Here is a 20,407-nt window from a genome sequence, read left to right on the forward strand (position 1 = left end):
GGCCCGGTTTTTCTATCATTCACTGATTAATACACATCACGGCGATAACGACCGTCCTGACGTAATTGATCAACAGTTGATTCACCTAGAATATCAATCAGTGCCTGATCGACATCACTGGCCATGCCATCAATGCTACCGCAGACATAAATCACAGCACCATTGTTCACCCAGGTTTTCAGCTCATCCGCCTGTTCACGGAGCTTGTGATGTACATAAACTTTTTCAGCCTGATCACGTGAGAATGCCAGATCCAGACGTTTTAGTGTACCTACAGTCAGCCAGGCTTCCAGGGTTTCCTGATAGAAGAAATCGTGTGCACGCTGACGTTCACCGAAGATCAGCCAGTTTTCATTATAGTCCTGACGGTTACGAGTATGCAGTAAACTCATCAAGCCAGCGATCCCGGTACCATTACCAATACAGATAATTGGGCGGTTATCATCCACCAGATGGAAGGAATCATTGCTGCGAATACGCAAGGCAATAGGTGCATTGAGTGCAGCATATTGTGTTAACCAGCCTGAACCTAGACCAATTTCACCAGAGGTATCCTTTTGCTGACGAACCACCAGACGTAAGATCTGCTGGCTTGGAATACTGGCAATAGAATATTCACGTGTTGGTAACACGGGTAACTGATTCAGTAATTCTTCTGAAGAAATAAATGGGAAAATTGGCTGAGTCAGATCACGGTTCCAGAGGATGTCTTCTATACGTTGCTGCATAGAGGCAACTACAGTACCTGCGGGAATTTGGTGTGCTGCCAGGAATTGCGCAATGCGTTCAGCGCTGTTCCCTGGCTGGATTTCTGCAATATCACCCGCTTGCCATTGTGCTTCATGTTCAGGTTTAAATTCCAGGTTAAAGGCTGGAGCTCCCAGACTGCCTGGATTCAACACCTCACGTTTTACAAGGGTCCAATCGTCAAAGGTTTTATCAATATCCATGGCCTGAAGTTCTAGCTGAGTTGACTGAGCGAGTGCGGCATTCCATTGCTGGATATGCTCGTTACTGGCATTGTCGACTTCAATAGTGGCAAATAATTGCTGAGCACCATTATTTTTCAGCCATTGATCAATACGGTGACCAAAACTACAGAAAGTATCCGGATATTCTTTAGAACCCAGCGCCAGTACAGCATAATGAAGATGACTCAGGTCAGCCTGACCGGACATAATTTTCTTCTCAAATGACGAAGCCAGGTCTGGTGCTTCACCGGTACCATAAGTACTTGCAATAAAGAGCACCTGTTCAGCCTGTTGCAGATCAGCCAGCGTCAGCTGTTGTACGGATTTTACCGTTGCTGGTTGATGTGCTTGTTGCAAGGCAGTTGCGGTACGCCATGCCAGCTGTTCAGAAACACCGGTTTGTGTGGCATAAGCAATCAGCCAAGGCTTGGCATTTGGGTCAATATCGATGGCTGTAGCGCCTTGACGTGCGGCAAGGGTTAATTTCTTCTGTTTACGACGCTTCAGATACAGCATCCAGCCGGTTATAAAGAAAAGTGGCATCAGCAGTGACGCGACCATAGCAAAGAATTGGTAGATCGGACCAAAGAAGCTGCCACGGTGCACCGGTAACATACTGCTCATGATCTTCTCATTCAGCTTTTTGTCTTCATACATTTCTACCAATGTAAAAGCTGCATCCTGATAGTTATAAGTAGCATTATTACGGGCACGCTCATGCTGAACTTCAACATCGGTAAAGCTGAGTTTCAGTTCACCATCGACTTTTTTAGGAATATTAAAAGTAACCGTTGAATATTTATCATTGAATTCATTCTGGAAACCTGCCCAGCTCTTGTTCAATGCAGTAAGTAGAAGGGTATCATCAACACCTTTCTCACGACCTTCACCGCGATTTTCGCGCTGACCTTCGCTTCGTGGACCACGTTCGCCTGCACCTTCACCACGTGATTCGCCAGCATTACGACCTTGTTCTGCACCACCACGGCCGCCTTGACCTTGCTGCATTTCAGGTTGTGGACGTTCTACACCCAGCACCTTGAACATACCGTTGCGCCACCAGTCATAAGACCAGTACAGTCCGGTACACGCCAGGATCAGATAAAAAATCACGACCCAGGTTCCAACAACCGCGTGCAGATCCCAGATGAAGTTACGACCTTTCAGTTGCGGCTTCACAGCTAGCCACTGCTTCACTGAATGGCGTTTTGGCCAGCGTAGGTAAAGACCCGACAAGACAAAGAAAATCAGCATCAGGGCACAGGCACCTGTGATCTGCTTGCCGACAGGACCCATGGTTAAATAACGGTGTAGCTGCTGTATGAACTGGAAGAACTCACGGCCTTTGATTTCAGGTAGTACTTCAGCCGTATACGGGTTGACCATCATGTTGTAGCCACGACGAGCACCTTCTTTGGCAATATTAACCGTACTGGATCCTGTTGGACTGGCATCCAGGCTCACGCTGTTAATCTGCATCTCAGGATTTTGCTGCTTAAAGTGCTGATACAGCTCAGCCGGGCTGAGTTTCGGTCCGGATTGTGCCTGTACGGTATAACTGTCCGTATTGATCCATTTCAGGATCTGTTGTTCATAGGAATATATCGCCCCGGTAACGCCCATAATTGACAGGACCAGACCGGCAGTAATTCCAAGAAACCAGTGGATCTGGAAAAAGGTTTTTTTAAACATGGTCGTTGGATGAAAATACGAATATTAGAAAATGGTCTGATTATAAAGGAATATCGCAATAGAATGATGGATTTTGCGGATAATATTTATTCTCATTATCGTTTACAGTTATGAATACAAAAAAACCTCCGTACCCAGGTAGGAGGTTTTTTAATGAAAGTTCGTATCAGATTTCTTTCGGTTCGCCTACTTCTTCACGTAAATGCTTGCGAATGGTTTCGAATGAGAAATTTTTGCTATCCAGGCGTTTTGGCAGGATATAAGCACCTTGCTGACCTTTAACTTTGAAATTAACCAGCATGAATTCAGGTGTATTGTACCATTCATAGATGTCTTTCCAGCCAATCGCACCTACACCTTCTTGTAGACCCATTTTCTGACGCATCACGATCCCGTGAGGTTGTACACCCAGACGAATACCTTTAATTTCCTGAACTGGAAATTCGTTCATCTTGCGCTTTACATACCATTCCAGACCAAAAGTACGGATCAGGTAGTACAGCACGACACACACCAGTGCCACCCAGCAAAAAATCGTAGAATAGTTCTTGAGCATGATAATGCCCAGAATAGAAAGTGCCACAACTGCACCCATGATCAGCCAGGCTTTCATGCCAATTTTATTGGTACTGCGCCAGATCATTAGCTGAGCATGACGTTGTTCCTGTTCTGTCACTTCATAGTTCACAGGCTGTAGGGTATAGGCGTATAAATTTTTCGCGGTCATAGTGAAATTTACAAATTTAAAACTGCAAAAAGTTTAGCATTATTTGTACCAATTCAGTGAGTATATTGTTCCAAAATCAGTCAAATTATAATGAGGCTAATTCGGTTGCCTGTTCATCACGTTCATGGCTTAAACTTTGCTTTAACTGACTGAGTTGATTCAAGATACTGAACATTAGGGACAGTTGCTGCAAAATGATCAGGGATTTCTGGTCTTCATCCTGCTGGTGTGACAGGCGTTGACGAATATTGTGGATCATATTCTGTGCACTAAGATCGGGCACTTCATCGGCCAGTAATGCCCCACGAATGTCTTCAAGCGCTTGATCTAGCAGACTCAAAATTTCTTGGTCTTCGATTTTTTCACGATGCGCACCTAGCGCAGCAATATAGCTGATCAGGGTATGATTCAGACACAGGAATTCGAAAGCCTGGCTCTTTTGCAAAGGATCAAAATCGGGCTCAGTCGCCAAGGTCGAAATCAGGGAAGCTACTTCAGCATCGGTATTATGTGCAGCGCGACGCACGATCCGGTAACGCAGACCATTGTTACGCCCAGTTTTATACTGTTCAATCACTTCGCTAAGATAATCGACCTCAGCATTTAAAGAACGTTTGATTGAACGCGGTAGACGGCGGAATTTCCAGTCAGGGAAGATAAAGCTCACCCCGAACCAGGCAATCGCACAGCCAATGAGGGTATCAATCATCCGTGGCAATGCTGCGGAAAAGCCCATACCATCCAGGTTAAAGTTGATCAAAGCCAGAATGGTAATGAAGGCTGTAGCTTGCGCATACTGCTTGCTGCGTAATTCAAAGAACAGCACGCCACTCAGGATCAGAAGCAGTAATTGACCTTCGATTGAAGGGACAAAATACAGAACGGCAAAGCCCAGGCTAATCCCAATTAGTGTGCCGATTATCCGCAGACGTAGGCGGCGCTTGGTGGCGTTAAAGTTAGGCTGACTCACGAACAGGGCAGTCAGCAGAATCCAGTATCCATATTCGATATTGGTCAGCTGTACAAAGATATAAGAAATCAGCAGTACAATCGACAAACGCACCGCATGACGAAACAGTACGGATTCCGGGGTCAGATGCTGTTTGATCCGGATCCGGATATCTTCCCAGCCTTTTAAGTCGTCATCTTTGAGCTGGTTTTCAATATGTTTGGCACGCTCGAACTTAATATTGCGTTCGGTTTCCAGGTTACGTAACTGGGCATCAATCGATTTTAAGTTCTGATACAGAGAAAACAGTGCATTGATCCAGACTTCATCATATTGCTGTTCCTGACGTAACTTATCCAGCGAATAGCGCAGGTTCTTAAAGGCATGTTTAAAACGCGAATTATGCTGGTATGTTTCGCGCTGAAGGATACTTTCGCTCAGGTCCTTACAGGCTTTGCCCTGAATCGACAAAATGCGCTGAAAGCGAAACAGAATATCGCTATGCTCAAAAATCTTTGCCAGTTTCTGATAATCAATATGCGCTGAGTCCGCCCGCTCATGAATGTCTTGGGCAATAAAATAATATTGCAGGCTGCGACGGGTGTCTTTCTGTCCTCGATCTCCCTTGAGTCGGGTCAGCAAAGCAGCTTTCATATCATTAAAAATCGCAATTAATTTGCCATTTTCAAGTGAAAGTTCAATCATGCTTTGCTGATAACTACTCGATGTCATATCAACATCAAATAGATTCGATTTGGCATAAAGAAAGTTACCGAGCGACGAATAGCACTTGGCCAAATTGTCTTGTGCCAGACGGGCAGGGAACAGCAAGAAACTAATTGTAGATAACAGGCCATACCACATGGCACCGATAACCAGCAGGCCTGCCTGGGTGTACCAGTTATCAAACAGTTCTACCCCGAGCATGGAATAGACCGAGATCACCAGACAGCCATAGGAAATCGTAGCATAACGCCGTCCCAGCGAGCCGAGCAGAATTAAGCCAATACAGGACACGATGAGTGCCAAGGCGAACAGGATCGGGTACGGAAATAATAGATAAACGGCAGAGGCTGTAATAAAGAAGCCAATATAAGTATAGAGGAGATTCAGAATCCGGACCGAGAAGCGGTCGTCAATATCGCTTAAACCTGCTGCCACCACGCCCAAGGTCAGTGGAATGGTCATTAACTGCTGACCCATCAGATAAGGCACAAAGGCAGTTCCTGCAAAGGCAATGATCATCCGCAGATTATACATAAAGGTCGTATTGCCGGTGGTTTGCTTGAAACGAGTGAGCCAGGATTTCAAGATTCGTCCTTCTATACCACTGTCTTTAGATAAAGACTTAATAAGTGTGTGAAAATTTAGCAATAAAAATAAGTAAATTTGCTTCACAAATCATACTATGCTCTGTGTAAACTTGTCTGCACAGCGCTCATTTAAATTCTAAATATTATTATGTCGACAACAACGACCAATAAAAACTATGCCATGTCCTGGATCATACTACTGGCATCCCTCACTGCACTTGGCCCGCTTTCTATTGATATGTATCTGTCGGCATTGCCACAAATGGCTGATGATTTTGGTGTCACTACCCAACAGGTGGCAAACAGTTTGCCCGCCTATTTTCTGGGTCTGGCGATCGGGCAGCTGGTCTATGGTCCGGTTAGTGACCGTATCGGACGTAAACCGCCATTATACTTTGGTTTAGCCTTATATGTAGTGGCAAGTTTGCTTTGTGTATTTGCCCAGAATGAATGGAGTCTAATTGCCGCACGGGTGCTGCAAGCCTTAGGCGGATGTGTTGGTGTGGTAATTGCCCGCGCTGCGATCCGTGATCGCCTGGATATGCATTCAGCAGCTCAGGCTTTTGCTAGCATGATGATTGTCAGTACGATTGCTCCAATTCTAGCGCCGAGTATGGGTGCCTGGGTATTACTGGTATTTGAATGGAATATGATTTTTGTATTGCTGATGCTGTTCGGTCTGGTGATTCTAGCATGCGTACATTTTTTCTTTAAAGAAACCCTGGAGCCAGAGCGCCGTTTGCAATTGAGTTTTACCCAGGTCATGAGCCTGTATCAGGCAATTTTTCAGGATGAAAGTTTCAGAAAGCCAATGTTTGCTGGTTGTTTTTCCAGTGCAGTCCTGTTCTGTTATATCACCTCATCTTCAGCGATTTTGATGGATCATTTTCATTTAAGCGAGCAGCAGTTTGCCTATGTCTTTGGTGGTAATGCAGTCGGGATCATGCTGTTTTCCACCCTGAATAAAAAGCTGGCACATCGGTTTGGGATTTTAAGTCGTTTAAGAATCGGAACGACCTTACAACTTGGTGGCGTAATTGCTTTGTTGGTGCTGGGAATAATTGAGACTGAATCTCTAATTCTGGTCATTATGGCCATGTTTATGGTGGTAGCATCCATTGGTTTTACCGGGCCAAATGCTATGGCAATTGCGATGTCTGAGCAAGGTGCACGTGCCGGAACTGCCAGTGCCATTATGGGCAGCATGCAGTTTGCCTGTGGTCTGCTTGGCGGGATTCTGCTGAACTTTATGTGGTGGAATGCTTTATTTAATATGGCGCTGGTAATGGCGATCTTTGTTGGGATTGCGGCAGCGACCATTTATCGTCTGCGGCTGCCGTCACCTAAAAGGGATTAAACTTAGGGACGGCATAACTGCTCAAGATAAGCTTACAAGTTCAGGCGATTAATCATTTAAAAAGACAGCAAAGTCCTCAACCGGCACACGTGGTGTAATGAAAGTATTTACAATATCCTCCGGATCTGCATAGCCGAGAGCCATACCGCAAACCAATTCTTCATCTTCAGGAGCACCCACCACGTCTAGCACAATAGGATGAAAATGGTTCCAAGCTGCCTGCGGGCAAGTATCTAATCCACGTGCTTTAGCTGCCAGCATCACGTTCTGGATCATCATGGAAATATCCATTTTCGAGCCAATGCCTAATGATTTGTGTACAGTAAAAAATAAACCTACTGGGGCATCAAACAGCTGGAAATTACGCAACTGCTGGCGTGCCATTTTCTCTTTTTCGCCTTTCTGAATATTCAGCAAGCCATACAGTCCCCAGCCATTTTCACGGCGACGGTCAATAAAAGGTGAAAGCCATTGTTCAGGATAATAAGAGAAAGTTTCTTTATATTGCTCAGCCAGTTTTGGATTCTGATAAATTTCCATTTGTGCCTGACATACTTTCTCGACCAGTTCATCGCGTTTTTTACCTGTAAGTACATAGACTTTCCAGGGCTGGGTATTGGTACCGGAAGGTGCGCGACTGGCAACCGTTAAAATATCTTTCAAGGTATTTTGATCTACAGGCGTATTCAGAAAAGCACGAACTGAATGACGGGAAGTGATGGTTTGATCCACAGCATTGACGATTGTTTGATCCATATGAATTGTTATTTCCTTGATGATAGGTTCTGACTATAAACTAAACAAATGATAGTAGCTGATGCGATGAAGTAAGTTCATCCATAAGTAAAGGTTAAACTAAAAATATTGGTTTTTAGGAATTGATCAATACTTCATATCTCTAAAACATGCAGCTGCACCTCTTATTCTCGGCTAAATCCAATATTAGCTATCTATAAATTAATTTTTTCTTAAATATCTTGTGATTAAGATAAATAAAACTTTAATAAAAATGTTGTATAAGCAATATAGACTACAATAATCCTAATAAAATAGATCGAAGCTTCAATGAATCTCCATTAAATATGCGGTATTTATAATGAATTGTTAAAACTTTAAAATAAGGAAAGATAGATCAAAAAATTATCTATTTATGAATTATTTTTATGAAAAGTCAGACTATTGTTAATAAAAAACAATAATACAGTGCATTAAGACACCGCATAATGTCCGACTTTTCATCTGAAGGTTCATTCTAAACATTCTGAACGGATCGTAAATATAAAAAACTGTGGTTATCGCGGTATTTCTGTAGCGTATCTGTGGGTTTGGAATGAATTTAAAAATATTGTGCTTCGAGATCCTGCAGGATGATGAAGCTTTTATCTCATCTTTCGATGCAGAACCGACTGTTTAACAGCCTCAAGATTTCGCACATTGTATTTTTAAGATGGTCTTAGGGTTATATGCAATCTGCCAGATTGCATTAACGAATTTGAATCAGGTGCTGAATTGTTTTGTTTTTCTAAAAGAGATTACTGTCCGTGTTGACTGATATAGGGTAGGGAGGTGGACATCATCCACTAAACTTAGGTCAAAAGATTACTTTTAGAACAACAAAAATTCAGAATCATCTTGGGCAAATAATTATGGATTTTACTTTTAACGCATTTTATACCTTGATTGCTGCAGTGATTGTCTTATTGCTCGGTCGTTTCCTGGTTAATAAAATCGATTTTTTAAAGCGCTATAACATTCCAGAACCTGTTGCAGGTGGTCTGGTTGCAGCGATTATCTCCCTGATCATCCATAGCTTGTGGGGTTACAGTATTACCACAAGTGCAGAATTGCAGACCAGTTTTATGCTGATCTTCTTCGCATCGATTGGTTTGAGTGCAAACTTTGCCAAGCTGCGTGAAGGTGGTATTGGTCTGGTGATCTTCCTGATCGCAGTTTCAGTGTTTATCATGGTACAGAACACTGTCGGTATGACATTGGCTAGCCTGTTGGGTATTGATCCACTGATCGGTCTGATTGCAGGCTCAATTACACTCACTGGCGGTCACGGTACGGCAGGTGCATGGGGCGAGATTCTGGAAACGCAACATGGTATCCAGGGTGCCTTGGTGATTGGTATGGCCAGTGCAACTTTTGGTCTGATCATTGGCGGTATCATCGGTGGTCCTTTAGCGAAAATGCTGATTAGCCGCCATGAATTAGCCACGCCTCGTACTGCGGCTCAGGTTGAAAAACGTGATAATACTCCGCTAGATGTGAATTCAACTGAATACATTCCATTTGAATATCCACACCGCGTACGCCTGATTACCGCAGATAATGCGATTACTACACTAGGTCTGTTTGCAGGCTGTCTGGCATTTGCAGAATTTATGACCGGTTTCAGTAAAGGCACTGCATTTGAACTGCCAACCTTCGTTTGGGCGCTGGCTGGTGGTGTGATCCTGCGTAACGTGCTTGAAGGTGTATTTAAGGTTAAGGTCTTTGACCGCGCGATTGATGTATTTGGTAATGCCTCATTGTCACTTTATTTGGCAATGGCATTGTTATCTCTGAAATTATGGCAATTAGCCGACCTTGCTGGCCCACTGATGGTGATCCTCGGTGCACAGACTATTACCATGGCACTGTACGCAGCATTCATAACCTTTCGTGTCATGGGCAAAAACTATGATGCGGCTGTCCTGGCAGCAGGTCACTGTGGTTTCGGTATGGGGGCAACACCGACGGCAGTTGCAAACATGCAGGCCATTACCAATATGTACGGTGCATCACATAAGGCCTTCCTGATTGTACCGCTCTGTGGTGCGTTCTTCGTAGACTTGATCAATGCCACTGTGATTCAGGTAATTCTGAAATTCTTTGTATAAGGATAGATATGCAGAGTCATAACAATAAATCTAAGACGGATAGAAAGGATTGAATATGAATGAACAGCTCAATGAAACCCTGCTGGGTTGGGTCAATGCCCTAAATGGTCCACTTTGGGATTTTCTGGTCGTCTTCCTAGTGGCAGTGGGTATTCTGTATACCATCATGACTGGGGCCGTACAGATTCGTCTGTTCTGGCACAGTATGAAAGTCATGAAACGCAGCCGGAATGAAACCAAGGATGAGCATGGGATCACACCATTCCAGGCCTTTGTAACGGGTTTGGCTAGCCGTGTAGGTGTGGGTAACGTTGCTGGTGTTGCGATTGCCATTGCCATTGGTGGTCCAGGTGCCGTGTTCTGGATGTGGTTTACCGCTTTTCTGGGGATGAGTTCGGCATTTGTTGAATCTTCATTGGCACAGCTGTTCAAGATTCGTGATACCCAGAACAAGCAGTTCCGTGGTGGACCAGCGTATTACATTACGCAAGGTTTGAAACAGAAATGGCTGGGTATCCTCTTTGCTATCGCGCTGATTTTGACGTACGGCTTTGTCTTTAATGCGGTGCAGGCCAATGCGATTATTGGTGCAACTTCACATGCCTGGGGCTGGGATCAAGCGAATCTGAACTTGCCATTGGGTGGTTTTGACCTTGAAGTTTCATGGTTAGGTCTATTTCTGGTCTTGATCACTGCGGTGATCATTTTCGGTGGCATCAAGCGGATTGCAAAAGTTGCTGAAAGCTTTGTGCCATTTATGGCGCTTCTCTATCTGATTGTGGCGCTTTATATTGCTGTGATCAATTACGATATGCTGCCATCTATCTTCCAGCTGATCTTCACTAAAGCGTTTGAGTTTGAAGCTGCTGCAGGTGGTTTCTTCGGTGCCATGGTTTCTATGGCGATGATGATGGGTATCAAGCGTGGCCTGTTTTCTAATGAAGCAGGGATGGGTTCTGCGCCGAATGCTGCTGCTGCGTCGGATGTAAAACATCCGGTGAATCAGGGCCTAGTACAAATGCTCGGTGTATTTGTAGATACCTTTGTGGTGTGTTCATGTACCGCGATCATTATTCTGGTGTCTGGACTGTATGAAAATGCCGGATTTGAAGGCGTAACCCTGACCCAGATGGCACTAGAAAGCCAGATCGGTGCTTGGGGGGATGACTTCCTGGCATTGATTCTATTCCTGTTTGCATACTCTTCCATTATCGGGAACTATGCCTATGCAGAAGGGAATGTGCAGTTCATCAATAACAATCCAGGTGTGATGATGATCTTCCGTATTCTGGTACTGTTCATGGTGTATTTCGGTTCGATTGCCAGCGTACCACTGATCTGGAACATGGCGGATCTGTTCATGGGTGTGATGGCAAGTATTAACCTGATTGCGATTCTGTTATTGATGCCATTTATCCTGATGCTTCTGAAAGACTATACTGGTCAGTTAAAGCGTGGGGTGAAAGAGCCAGTGTTTAAACTGGATCAACATCCTAAGTTTAAAGACAAAGTCAAATCCGATATCTGGTAAAACCCTATTGAAAAAGCCCCGAATCATTCGGGGCTTTTTTATGGCTCCAGTTTTATAAAAAACTGAGATAGCTATAATAGACTGCGAAGCCTGCAATCAGGCTGAACCAGAGTGGAAGTTTTGACCGTAGCAGGTAAATCATCACGATTATAAATACCACATCTTCCCAGCGCTTCAGATAACTTTGTCCAAGTTGCAGGACCAGATAAAGTAACAGTCCGACCACTGCTGCATTAATCCCTGCCACTGCATGACGGATCACAGCTTGCTGCATCAGCCAGGACCAGTAAGGTAAGCTTGCAAAAATCAGCAAGAATGAGGGCAGGAAGATAGCAATAGTCGCCAGTAGGGCATTGAGCCACAGCTGATCGGTCCAGTCCAATAAAGCACCAAGATAACTAGCAAAACTGAACAGCGGACCAGGCATCAACTGGGCAAAAGCATAGCCTAGGTCAAAAGCCTGTGCACTGACCAGCTGGGTGCTGACAAAGTCCTGATGAAGCAGGGGTAAAATGACATGTCCACCACCAAAGACCAGAGAACCTGTTCGATAGAAATCGGCAAAGAAACCGAGTTCAGACCAGTGCAGGTACTGAACCAGAAGGGGGATACTTATGAAGGGTAGCAAAAAGGCGATAAACCAGTAAACTGCATGATTTTTCTGAATATAGGGGGTGTCTAGAGTGGCATTTTTCACTGGTGTCGATTGTAACAGTGCTTGACTTTGAAACTTGCTCATCACAATACTGATCAAGCCAGCCAGTAGAATCACCAGGATCTGGTTAAAGCTGAGTGGGACGACAGCCAGAAAGATTGTGGCAGCGATCATTAGACTATATTGCCACCAGGATTTACAGAAGCTACGCAACATTTGCCAGAATGCCCAGCTGACCACTGCAAACACAATAAGCTGGATCACATGAAAGCTATGTGAGTTTAAAATATGAAAGTAGCGCTGTCCGAGCACGGCAACCAAAGTCATTAACAGTGCAGATGGCAAAGTAAAACCTAGCCAGGCCATTAAGGCACCGCTATAACCTCGTTGCATATAGCCGATGCCGATCCCGACCTGACTGCTACTGGGTCCTGGCAGTAATTGGGCCAATGCCACCAGTTGTTGATATTGGGCATCATTCAACCAGTTCAATTGACCGACCATCTTATGGTGAAAAAATACTAAATGTGCAGCAGGCCCGCCGAATGCGGTACATCCAAGCTTGAAGAAAGTCAGAAAAATCTGATAAAGGGTAGGTGACTGCATGGTAATACAGGTTTAAATAGCTACAAGTTATTCAAACTGTATGACAAATTTACGAAATTCAACAGTTAATTTAACATGGTGTTTATACACTATGCAGCTATTAAAATGAGGATAAGTGCTGTATGCGGAACTATGGGTTGAGCTTCATCATGCTGGGACTGTTTTTAAACGGCTGTCAGAGCATGCCTGATCAGCGAGTGATGGCAGTGAATGCAGGTATTCAATCCAAGCAAATGCAGTACAGCACAGCACAAGCACGTCCGAATCAAATCGATTTTCTGAAGATTAAAACGACCGAGCAGCGTCCTGTGGTTGCGCTGGTTTTAGGCAGTGGTGGTGCTCGTGGTTATGCGCATATTGGCGCGATTGAGGTACTGGAGCAGGCAGGCATTCAGCCGGACATGATTGTGGGAACCAGTGCGGGCAGCATTGTTGGTTCTATTTATGCCAGTGGCAAACCTGCGATTGAGCTGCGCAATATTGCGCTGAGCATGAAAGCCAATGATGTCCGGGATTTCAGAATCGATCTAAAAGGCTTCTTTGATGGCAAAAAAGTCGAAGACTATGTCAACTTGCAGGTAGATAATGTTCCTTTACAGGACCTGAAGATCCCCATGTTTGTGGTGGCGACAGACTTGAAAGAAGGCAAGAAAGTCGTATTTAATTATGGTAATACCGGTCAGGCGGTACGTGCATCGGTCGCGATTCCAAGTATGTTCATTCCCACCATGATTGAAGAAAAGGAATATGTGGATGGCGGTCTGGTTAGTCCGGTACCTGTAGATGTTGCTCGTGAACTGGGTGCAGATATTGTCATTGCCATCGATATTCTGGCGCAGCCGATTCATACCGAAACGACCAATGTCTGGGGCTTGTTTAATCAGAACATCAACATCATGCAGAAGCGGCTTGCCTTTGAAGAATTAAAACATGCGGATGTAGTGATCCAGCCAGACTTGCGTGAGAAAGGACATATTTTTGATGTGCGTGGCAGAACCATGACTATGGAAGCGGGTATTGAAGCGGCACGGGGGAAATTGCTTGAAATTGAACAGGTATATCAGAAATATGATTATGCAAAGGGACATCAGATTCCACAGTTACTGGCCCGTGAAAAATAATCTCTAAAGTAGCTATTCAATTAAAACCCTTATTTGTAATAAATGAGGGTTTTTTAATTCATATATTCAAAAAAATAATAAGAATTACTTATAAGAAAATATCAATCTATAGAAAATATGAGCTAAGTGTTATTAAGTATATATTAATAAAAAACAATCAGCCTTAAAAATATAAGCTGCTGAAATTTAAATAAATTACTAGAATTAATGTATTATTAAAGTATATATTTTTAGAATTTTATATGGTTATTTATATACTTAAGTTTATCAATTGTTTGAAAATTCAATCAGTCATGTCAGAATGCAATTGATGAAAACAGATAAGATCAAATCTGGGGTGATATATGAATAATCTTGAAGTCGGGCAGCAGGTCAAACTGGCTCAGTTTGAGCAATACATCTTTAAAGTAACTGCTACACATCAGGATGGCACTTATACCGTAGAAATACAGCTCGACGGTCAGCAAGTATTGAGTTATCAAAATGTCGCTCAGGAAATGTTAAGACTCAGTGCTGACTAAAGGATGAGTAAAAGAATTTATCTATGAGAAGTTATAAAAACAGTCTGGATAAATTCTTAATTCAATCTATATGCAGATTATTCATCATGAAAATAATAAGTGAATAATGATTTTCTGAAATACAGGTTCGATGGAATATCATTCAAGCTGCTTCTATTATATTTATTTCTGTATGAAATCATTTTTCATATAAATAATAATGATGGATTTTTTGCCGAATAGAACATTTAATTAGCAGTAAAAACGATATAATAATGTGCTTATATCATTGTCATTCAAAGAGTTCAAAGAAAGCGATGGCCCCATTAGATCAAATTGCACCAGCTTCAGACGATCAGTCAGAATTAACAATGACTGTTCTTATGACGCCAGACATGGCGAATTTTTCAGGAAATGTCCACGGTGGTACCATTCTGAAATTGCTGGATCAGGTTGCTTATGCCTGTGCGAGCCGCTATTCAGGCAGTTATGTGGTTACGCTGTCTGTGGATAAAGTGAATTTTAAAGAACCTATTCACGTGGGTGAACTGGTGACTTTCCTGGCGAGTGTGAATCATGTGGGTCGTACTTCGATGGAAATCGGGATCCGTGTAGAGGCGCAGAATATCCAGAAACGTACTGTGCGTCATACCAACAGCTGCTACTTTACTATGGTGGCAGTCGATGAAAATGGTAAACCGCAACATATTCCGCCACTGAATCTTGATAATGACTGGAAACGTTGTCGTTTTGAAGCAGCTGAACAGCGTAAGATTGCTCGACTGCAAGAAAATCATCATCCTTCTTGCAGTATTTATAAGAAAACAGCCCACAGCTAATTTCTATAAAGTGAAAAAAGACCTCAAATTAGAGGTCTTTTTTTGGCCTGTGCTTTTCATACGGACTGGTCATAACCTTATAAATCATCTAATATGAAACGATACGTATCGTTTCGTTTTTTGACAGATTATATGACACTAGAAGAAAAAGGCTCACGTCGTCAGAAATGTATTTTGCAGGCGGTGGCGGAAGCATTGACTGAATATGAATATCATCAGCTCACCATTGAAGATGTCGCTGCACGGGCGGGGGTGGGTAAGTCCACCATTTATCGCTGGTGGAAACATAAGTCTGAACTGGTTCTGGATACCTTCAGAGCACATACCGCGTCTATTTTTGATCTGGATTTTTCCAGGTCCTTGGAAGATAACCTGGTACAGCAATTAATACGGTTATCTCAGGCACTAGATCATCCGGTAGGACGGGCATTACTGGTGGTGATGGCTAATCATCGTGAACTTGCAGGGGAATTTTTCACCCAGTATCTGCTACCGCGTCGAGAACAAATGCGCGGCTTGATCCAGCAAGCGATTGAGCGTGGAGAAATCTGTGCGGACTATAATTTTGAATTGATGCTGGACTGTTTGTACGGGCCGATTCACTACCAGATTATCTTTTTTAACAAAATGCCGGATGAAAACTATATCCGCGCGCTGGTTGCACTGATACTCCAGCCTGCAAGACCTCAGGCCTGATTTTAGAATTTTCTGTATATAGTTGGTTTTTATGTCTAGCACGACAGCTCCCTTATGGAATCGCTCATTTATTTTGTGCGTACTGAATAATTTATTTCTGTTTACCTATTATTTTGCCCTGATCGCGATTTTGCCAATCTACATCACCACAGATCTGGGTGGAACGGTGAAAGAAGCGGGCTTGGCGCTGACCTTATTTTTGGTGTCTTCTATTGCCATTCGCCCTTTTTCAGGCTTGATTATTGAGAAATTGGGTAAGAAACTGGCGATGCGTGGGGCAGGACTCTTATTTGCGCTGTTTGCCTTTAGTTATCTGCTGATTGATAGCATGAGTTCACTACTGATCGTGCGTTTTCTGCATGGCATCTGGTTCAGTATTTTGACTACGGTGACCGTACCGGTAGCCAATGACTTTATTCCGGATCAGCGTAAAGGGGAAGGGATGGGTTATTTCGTCATGTCGACCAATCTGGGCGTAGTATTTGGTCCGCTGATTGCCTTGACTACGATTCAGTTCACCAGCTTTCAGATGCTGTTTGGCATTCTCGCCGTCCTGATCAGTTTGGGTTTGATTTTTAGTTTAATCTTGAATATTCGAGAGCTGCCTCAAGCGAAACTAAAAACCGCAGAAAAATCGCGATTAAGCTTGCAGGATATTATTGAAACTAAAGTCCTGGCTGTGAGCTTTGTAGCACTACTTACTGCATTTGCTTATTCTAGTATTACCAGCTTTATTACGGTCTTTGCAGAAACCAAGCAGCTGCTAGCCTATGTCAGCCTGTTCTTTATTGTCTTCGCGTTGTCCATGTTGCTGGTACGTCCTTGGGTCGGTAAGTTTTATGACAGTAAAGGTCCAGACGCCGTGATCTACCCATCATTGATCTTTTTTGCCTTAGGTCTGGTGCTGGTCACTTTAGTCAATAATCAATGGATGTTGTGGCTCTCCGCTGTTTTCATTGGGATTGGCTATGGTTCACTTTTCCCATGCCTGCAAACTCTGGCGATTCAGGCGGTGGAGAAACAGCGTATGGGACATGCCATCTCAACCTTCTTTACCTTGTTTGATCTTGGTTTGGCAGTCGGGTCTGTAATGATGGGTATTTTTATAGCGCATTGGGGGTATCAAACCACATATATGTTATGTGCGATGATCGTGATATTGACTCTGCTGGTCTATCGATACACCATATCCAAAAAACGAAAAAAAGTAGCGATATAACAGGAATAAGAACATGGAACTTAGACATTTACGTTATTTTTGTATGGTTGCACGCGAACTCAACTTTACTCGTGCTGCGGAAAAGCTAAATACAGTGCAGCCTTCTCTTAGCCAGCAGATCAAAGATCTGGAACAGGAAGTTGGGGTCAAGCTATTAGAGCGTTCTAACCGTAAAGTTGAGCTGACCGAAGCAGGAGAGGTATTTCTCAAAGAAGCTTTGCAGAGTCTGGAACATGCTGAACGGGCGATCCAATTGGCTCGCCAAGTCGCAGAAGTGGAAAAAGAGCATCTGGATATTGGCTTTGTACCTGTGGCAGAAATGAAAATTTTCCCTTACATCATGCCGAATATCCGTGCGCATTTTCCGGATTTAAAAGCCCAGTTTCATAGCCTGACCGATGCTGAACAGTTCTCATGGCTTCGCCAGGGGACAATTGATATCGCTTTTACCCGCTATCCAGATCCTTCAGCAGAATTTGAATCGATCAAGATTTTTGATGAGCCATTAACCTTGATCGTACCGCGCGACTCCGATGTAAGAGATATACCTGCCTTAAGTATCAAGAATTTTGCAGGACGTAACTTTGTGATCAGTGATGAACAGGCTTCACCTCAGCTCTTTAATATCATCCATGAATTCTTGAAGAAGTCAGGTATTAAGGTCAATGTGGTACAACATTCCACCAATATTTTGCTGAATGTGAATCTGGTCGGTATGGGAGTAGGCTGGAGTTTAGTGCCGGCTTATGTCATTCCGTTATTAGGTGAAAATATTATGGTGAAAAAGACCATCGAGCCGCTCCCGATGATTGGTTTGTATGCGACTTATCGCAAGGATCAGAAACATGAAGTGATTAACCTGATCCTGAAAGTGTTAAAAGAAAAATTCTGCCTGGATTTATTTTAATTTAGGGAGAGGGATCGGCTAGGGAAACCGACACAGATGAGGATGAAATGATTGGTAGCATATCCTCACTCATCTCGCTCTAAAATAACGCTATAGTCAGGGAATAAAATAAAGCATAGGTTCACGATTATGATGACCTTATATAATAATCCGCAGTCTCGCGGCCTGACTTTGCTGCCCTTGCTGAAAGAGCTGGAGATTGAAAATCAGCTTGAGCAGATTGAAATTGCTTATACTGAGATGCACCAGCCAGCTTATGAGCAGATTAATCCCATGGGTAAGGTTCCATGTCTGGTGGATGATGGTATTGTCATTTCAGAAATGGCAGCAATTTATGTCTATCTGGCAGATAAATATCGGGAGAAAGGTCTGGCACCTGCACTAGATGACCCTAAACGCGGGGCTTATCTGAAATGGATGTTCTTCTGCCATGGTCCTTTGACTGAATATATTGATATCAAAGCCTCAAGGTACTTCAGACAGAGATCGAAAAGAATCGTAGAAGCCTGAGCTTTGGTCACGAAGATTCTGTGTTTAGTTTCCTTAAGCACGAAATACAGAAAGCGAATCCATATTTACTTGGTGAAAAATGTTCGGCTGCAGATTTATATGTGGCTTATTGTTTAATCTTTGCTATTTCCTCCGGAATATTACCACCTTTTGATGAGTTCAAGCCTTTTCTACAGCAGATGGCGTACCGTGATTCACTCAAAGATATTCCATGGTTTCAGCGATACCGTACTTAGCTGAAACCTTATTTATTGTCATCCATACATAAAAAAACCACGCCGTAGCGTGGTTTTTTAAGTCAGGTCAATTATTATTTAACATGAAGCTTGTTGAACAGCGCCTTGCTTGTGCTTTCCATAGATTGAGGAATGGCAAGAGCTGCTACGAAGCGGTCTGGACGCAGGATGACGATAGAATCTTTGGTCTTGCCAAACCATGTATGGATATCAGTGCCGATATCACCAATGGTAATAACATCTTCATATTGCTTGCGCTGTTGATTAGACAGCTGGACCGCAGGAATGACCTGAATGAACTTCACACCAAGTTTTTTCCATTGCTGCATTGATTCCTTGTTTAAGCCCTATTTCGGATCTACACCCCAGGCAATGATAGCAAAATCATTACCAATGACTTCATCCAGTAATACTGTTTCACCAGATTCCAGTTTGACCTGTGGCTGAATGAACATTTTGCCAACTGGAGAATCTTTCTGAGCATTCGCCAGTAACGCACCATCATGATATTTCGGCATTGGTTTAAAGCGCATTTCCAGCAGGTACTGTTTGATTGGCTTAATATAGTTCAATGCATAGGCAATACCGTCACGCACAAAACCTTGCCATTTTTTCGGTGGCGCAAGCACGTGCCCTGCCATGACTGAAAGATCGATCATCGCTTTGGCATGGTCCTTACGTTCTACCTGATAAGAGTCCAGCAAGTCTGGACCTGCTTTGCCTTGTACCACTAGTGCTACTTTCCAAGCCAGGTTAAAGGCATCACGCATACCGCTGTTATAGCCTTGACCTTGCCATACAGGCATGATGTGCGCAGCATCACCGGCAAGCAGAATACGGTCGGCACGGAATTTGTCCGCAATACGCGCATTATGGGTATAAACACGCTGACGGATCACTTCAATACCATCAGTATTTGGCAGGACTTTAGACAAGAGTTGGGCAATATTTTCTGGCTTGCTCAATTCTTCCTGCGTTTCACCTGGCATGACCATGAATTCGAAACGACGGATACCGTGAGGCAGGGCAGCAGATACATAAGGGCGCACCGGGTCACAGCACAGGTAAATATGCGGGGTTGCCAATGGGTCATTGTCGATATCGATCACAATCCACTGGTTTGGTGCAGTTTCACCCTCAAATGGAATATTTAAAGTACGACGCACATAAGAGTTACCGCCATCGCATGCGATCAGGTATTGCGCACGTACAACTTCTGAGCCGCCATCTTTAGTCTGGACATTTAGTGTCACGCTGTCAGCATCCTGGCTGAAATGAGTCAGGTGACGAGAGAACAGTACTTCAGTTCTCTTATACTTTTTTAGACCTTGCAGCAGAACATTGTCTACCTGTGGCTGAATAAATGCATTACGGCGAGAGAAGCCAAACTCACGTGTCAGTGGTTGAATATCCGCAAAACAGCGACCTTTTGGAGTCAGGAAACGCATCGCATGGTTGGGTGTAGTATGTGGAAGGACCTGATCCACCAGACCTAATGATTGAATCGTACGCAATGATTCATCATCAATGCCAATTGCACGAGGGTAATCAATCAGGCTGTCCAGCTGTTCAACTACAGTGACCTGTACACCCTGTTTACTCAGGTAGTTGGCAATCGTCAGACCTACCGGACCTGCACCCAAAATGGCTACTTCAGTTGTGTAATTTGCATTGCTCATCGCAAGGTTCCTTA

14 protein-coding genes and 2 pseudogenes are annotated in these 20,407 nt (G+C 43.6%); 10 read left to right on the forward strand and 6 right to left on the reverse strand.

Going from position 1 to position 20,407, the window contains the following annotated elements; translation table 11 throughout:
• Nucleotides 1–26: 26 nt before the first annotated feature.
• The 3 genes from ACS72_RS13290 to yccS form a co-directional block, all read right to left on the reverse strand.
• Complete coding sequence (locus tag ACS72_RS13290; protein ID WP_048882373.1) at nt 27–2,663, reverse strand: sulfite reductase flavoprotein subunit alpha; 2,637 nt, start codon at nt 2,661–2,663, stop codon at nt 27–29.
• Between the two features lie 166 nt (nt 2,664–2,829).
• Nucleotides 2,830–3,390, reverse strand: coding sequence for a YcxB family protein (locus ACS72_RS13295; RefSeq protein WP_004814787.1), 561 nt, complete (start codon nt 3,388–3,390; stop codon nt 2,830–2,832).
• 85 nt (nt 3,391–3,475) lie between these two features.
• A complete protein-coding gene (gene yccS / locus ACS72_RS13300) occupies nt 3,476–5,650 on the reverse strand; it encodes a YccS family putative transporter (RefSeq protein ID WP_004814789.1) in 2,175 nt (724 codons plus the stop codon).
• A 150-nt stretch (nt 5,651–5,800) separates the two neighbouring features.
• Here yccS and ACS72_RS13305 point away from each other — a divergent pair, with 150 nt between their 5' ends.
• The gene (locus tag ACS72_RS13305) at nt 5,801–7,009 is read left to right on the forward strand and encodes a multidrug effflux MFS transporter (protein WP_048882374.1); all 1,209 of its coding nucleotides are present in this window, start codon (nt 5,801–5,803) and stop codon (nt 7,007–7,009) included.
• A gap of 48 nt (nt 7,010–7,057) precedes the next feature.
• Here the strand turns inward: ACS72_RS13305 and ACS72_RS13310 are convergent, their stop codons facing one another.
• The gene (locus tag ACS72_RS13310; protein ID WP_048882375.1) at nt 7,058–7,765 is read right to left on the reverse strand and encodes a nitroreductase; all 708 of its coding nucleotides are present in this window, start codon (nt 7,763–7,765) and stop codon (nt 7,058–7,060) included.
• An 890-nt stretch (nt 7,766–8,655) separates the two neighbouring features.
• On the opposite strand from ACS72_RS13310, the gene gltS reads away from it, so the two are divergent.
• Both gltS and ACS72_RS13320 read left to right on the forward strand, forming a co-directional pair.
• Nucleotides 8,656–9,894, forward strand: coding sequence for a sodium/glutamate symporter (gene gltS, locus ACS72_RS13315; protein ID WP_048882376.1), 1,239 nt, complete (start codon nt 8,656–8,658; stop codon nt 9,892–9,894).
• Between the two features lie 55 nt (nt 9,895–9,949).
• Nucleotides 9,950–11,425: a sodium:alanine symporter family protein gene (locus tag ACS72_RS13320; RefSeq protein WP_005222998.1), complete on the forward strand. Its 1,476-nt coding sequence runs from the start codon at nt 9,950–9,952 to the stop codon at nt 11,423–11,425.
• 52 nt (nt 11,426–11,477) lie between these two features.
• On the opposite strand, the gene chrA is transcribed toward ACS72_RS13320, so the two are convergent.
• A complete protein-coding gene (chrA, locus tag ACS72_RS13325) occupies nt 11,478–12,686 on the reverse strand; it encodes a chromate efflux transporter (protein WP_048882377.1) in 1,209 nt (402 codons plus the stop codon).
• Nucleotides 12,687–12,808: 122 nt separating this feature from the next.
• Between chrA and ACS72_RS13330 the strand changes: the two genes are divergently transcribed.
• The 7 genes and pseudogenes from ACS72_RS13330 (at nt 12,809) to ACS72_RS13355 (ending at nt 18,714) form a co-directional block, all read left to right on the forward strand.
• Complete coding sequence (locus ACS72_RS13330; RefSeq protein WP_005222992.1) at nt 12,809–13,807, forward strand: patatin-like phospholipase family protein; 999 nt, start codon at nt 12,809–12,811, stop codon at nt 13,805–13,807.
• A gap of 344 nt (nt 13,808–14,151) precedes the next feature.
• Nucleotides 14,152–14,328 carry a hypothetical protein gene (locus ACS72_RS18235; protein WP_171249867.1) on the forward strand — a complete coding sequence of 59 codons (177 nt, stop codon included), beginning with the start codon at nt 14,152–14,154 and terminating at the stop codon, nt 14,326–14,328.
• Between the two features lie 296 nt (nt 14,329–14,624).
• Entirely contained in the window at nt 14,625–15,146 is a 522-nt protein-coding gene (locus ACS72_RS13335; protein WP_004814807.1) for an acyl-CoA thioesterase, read from the forward strand.
• A gap of 132 nt (nt 15,147–15,278) precedes the next feature.
• Nucleotides 15,279–15,842, forward strand: coding sequence for a TetR/AcrR family transcriptional regulator (locus ACS72_RS13340; protein WP_008307536.1), 564 nt, complete (start codon nt 15,279–15,281; stop codon nt 15,840–15,842).
• A gap of 31 nt (nt 15,843–15,873) precedes the next feature.
• Complete coding sequence (locus ACS72_RS13345; protein WP_034593102.1) at nt 15,874–17,061, forward strand: MFS transporter; 1,188 nt, start codon at nt 15,874–15,876, stop codon at nt 17,059–17,061.
• Between the two features lie 13 nt (nt 17,062–17,074).
• Complete coding sequence (locus ACS72_RS13350; protein ID WP_004891841.1) at nt 17,075–17,968, forward strand: LysR substrate-binding domain-containing protein; 894 nt, start codon at nt 17,075–17,077, stop codon at nt 17,966–17,968.
• 129 nt (nt 17,969–18,097) lie between these two features.
• A pseudogene (locus ACS72_RS13355) lies at nt 18,098–18,714 on the forward strand (glutathione S-transferase family protein).
• A 74-nt stretch (nt 18,715–18,788) separates the two neighbouring features.
• Here the strand turns inward: ACS72_RS13355 and ACS72_RS13360 are convergent.
• Nucleotides 18,789–20,393 (reverse strand): annotated as a pseudogene (locus tag ACS72_RS13360) (bifunctional 3-(3-hydroxy-phenyl)propionate/3-hydroxycinnamic acid hydroxylase).
• Nucleotides 20,394–20,407: the final 14 nt, after the last annotated feature.

Source organism: Acinetobacter sp. VT 511 (genome assembly GCF_001077515.1).
GTDB lineage: Bacteria > Pseudomonadota > Gammaproteobacteria > Pseudomonadales > Moraxellaceae > Acinetobacter > Acinetobacter schindleri.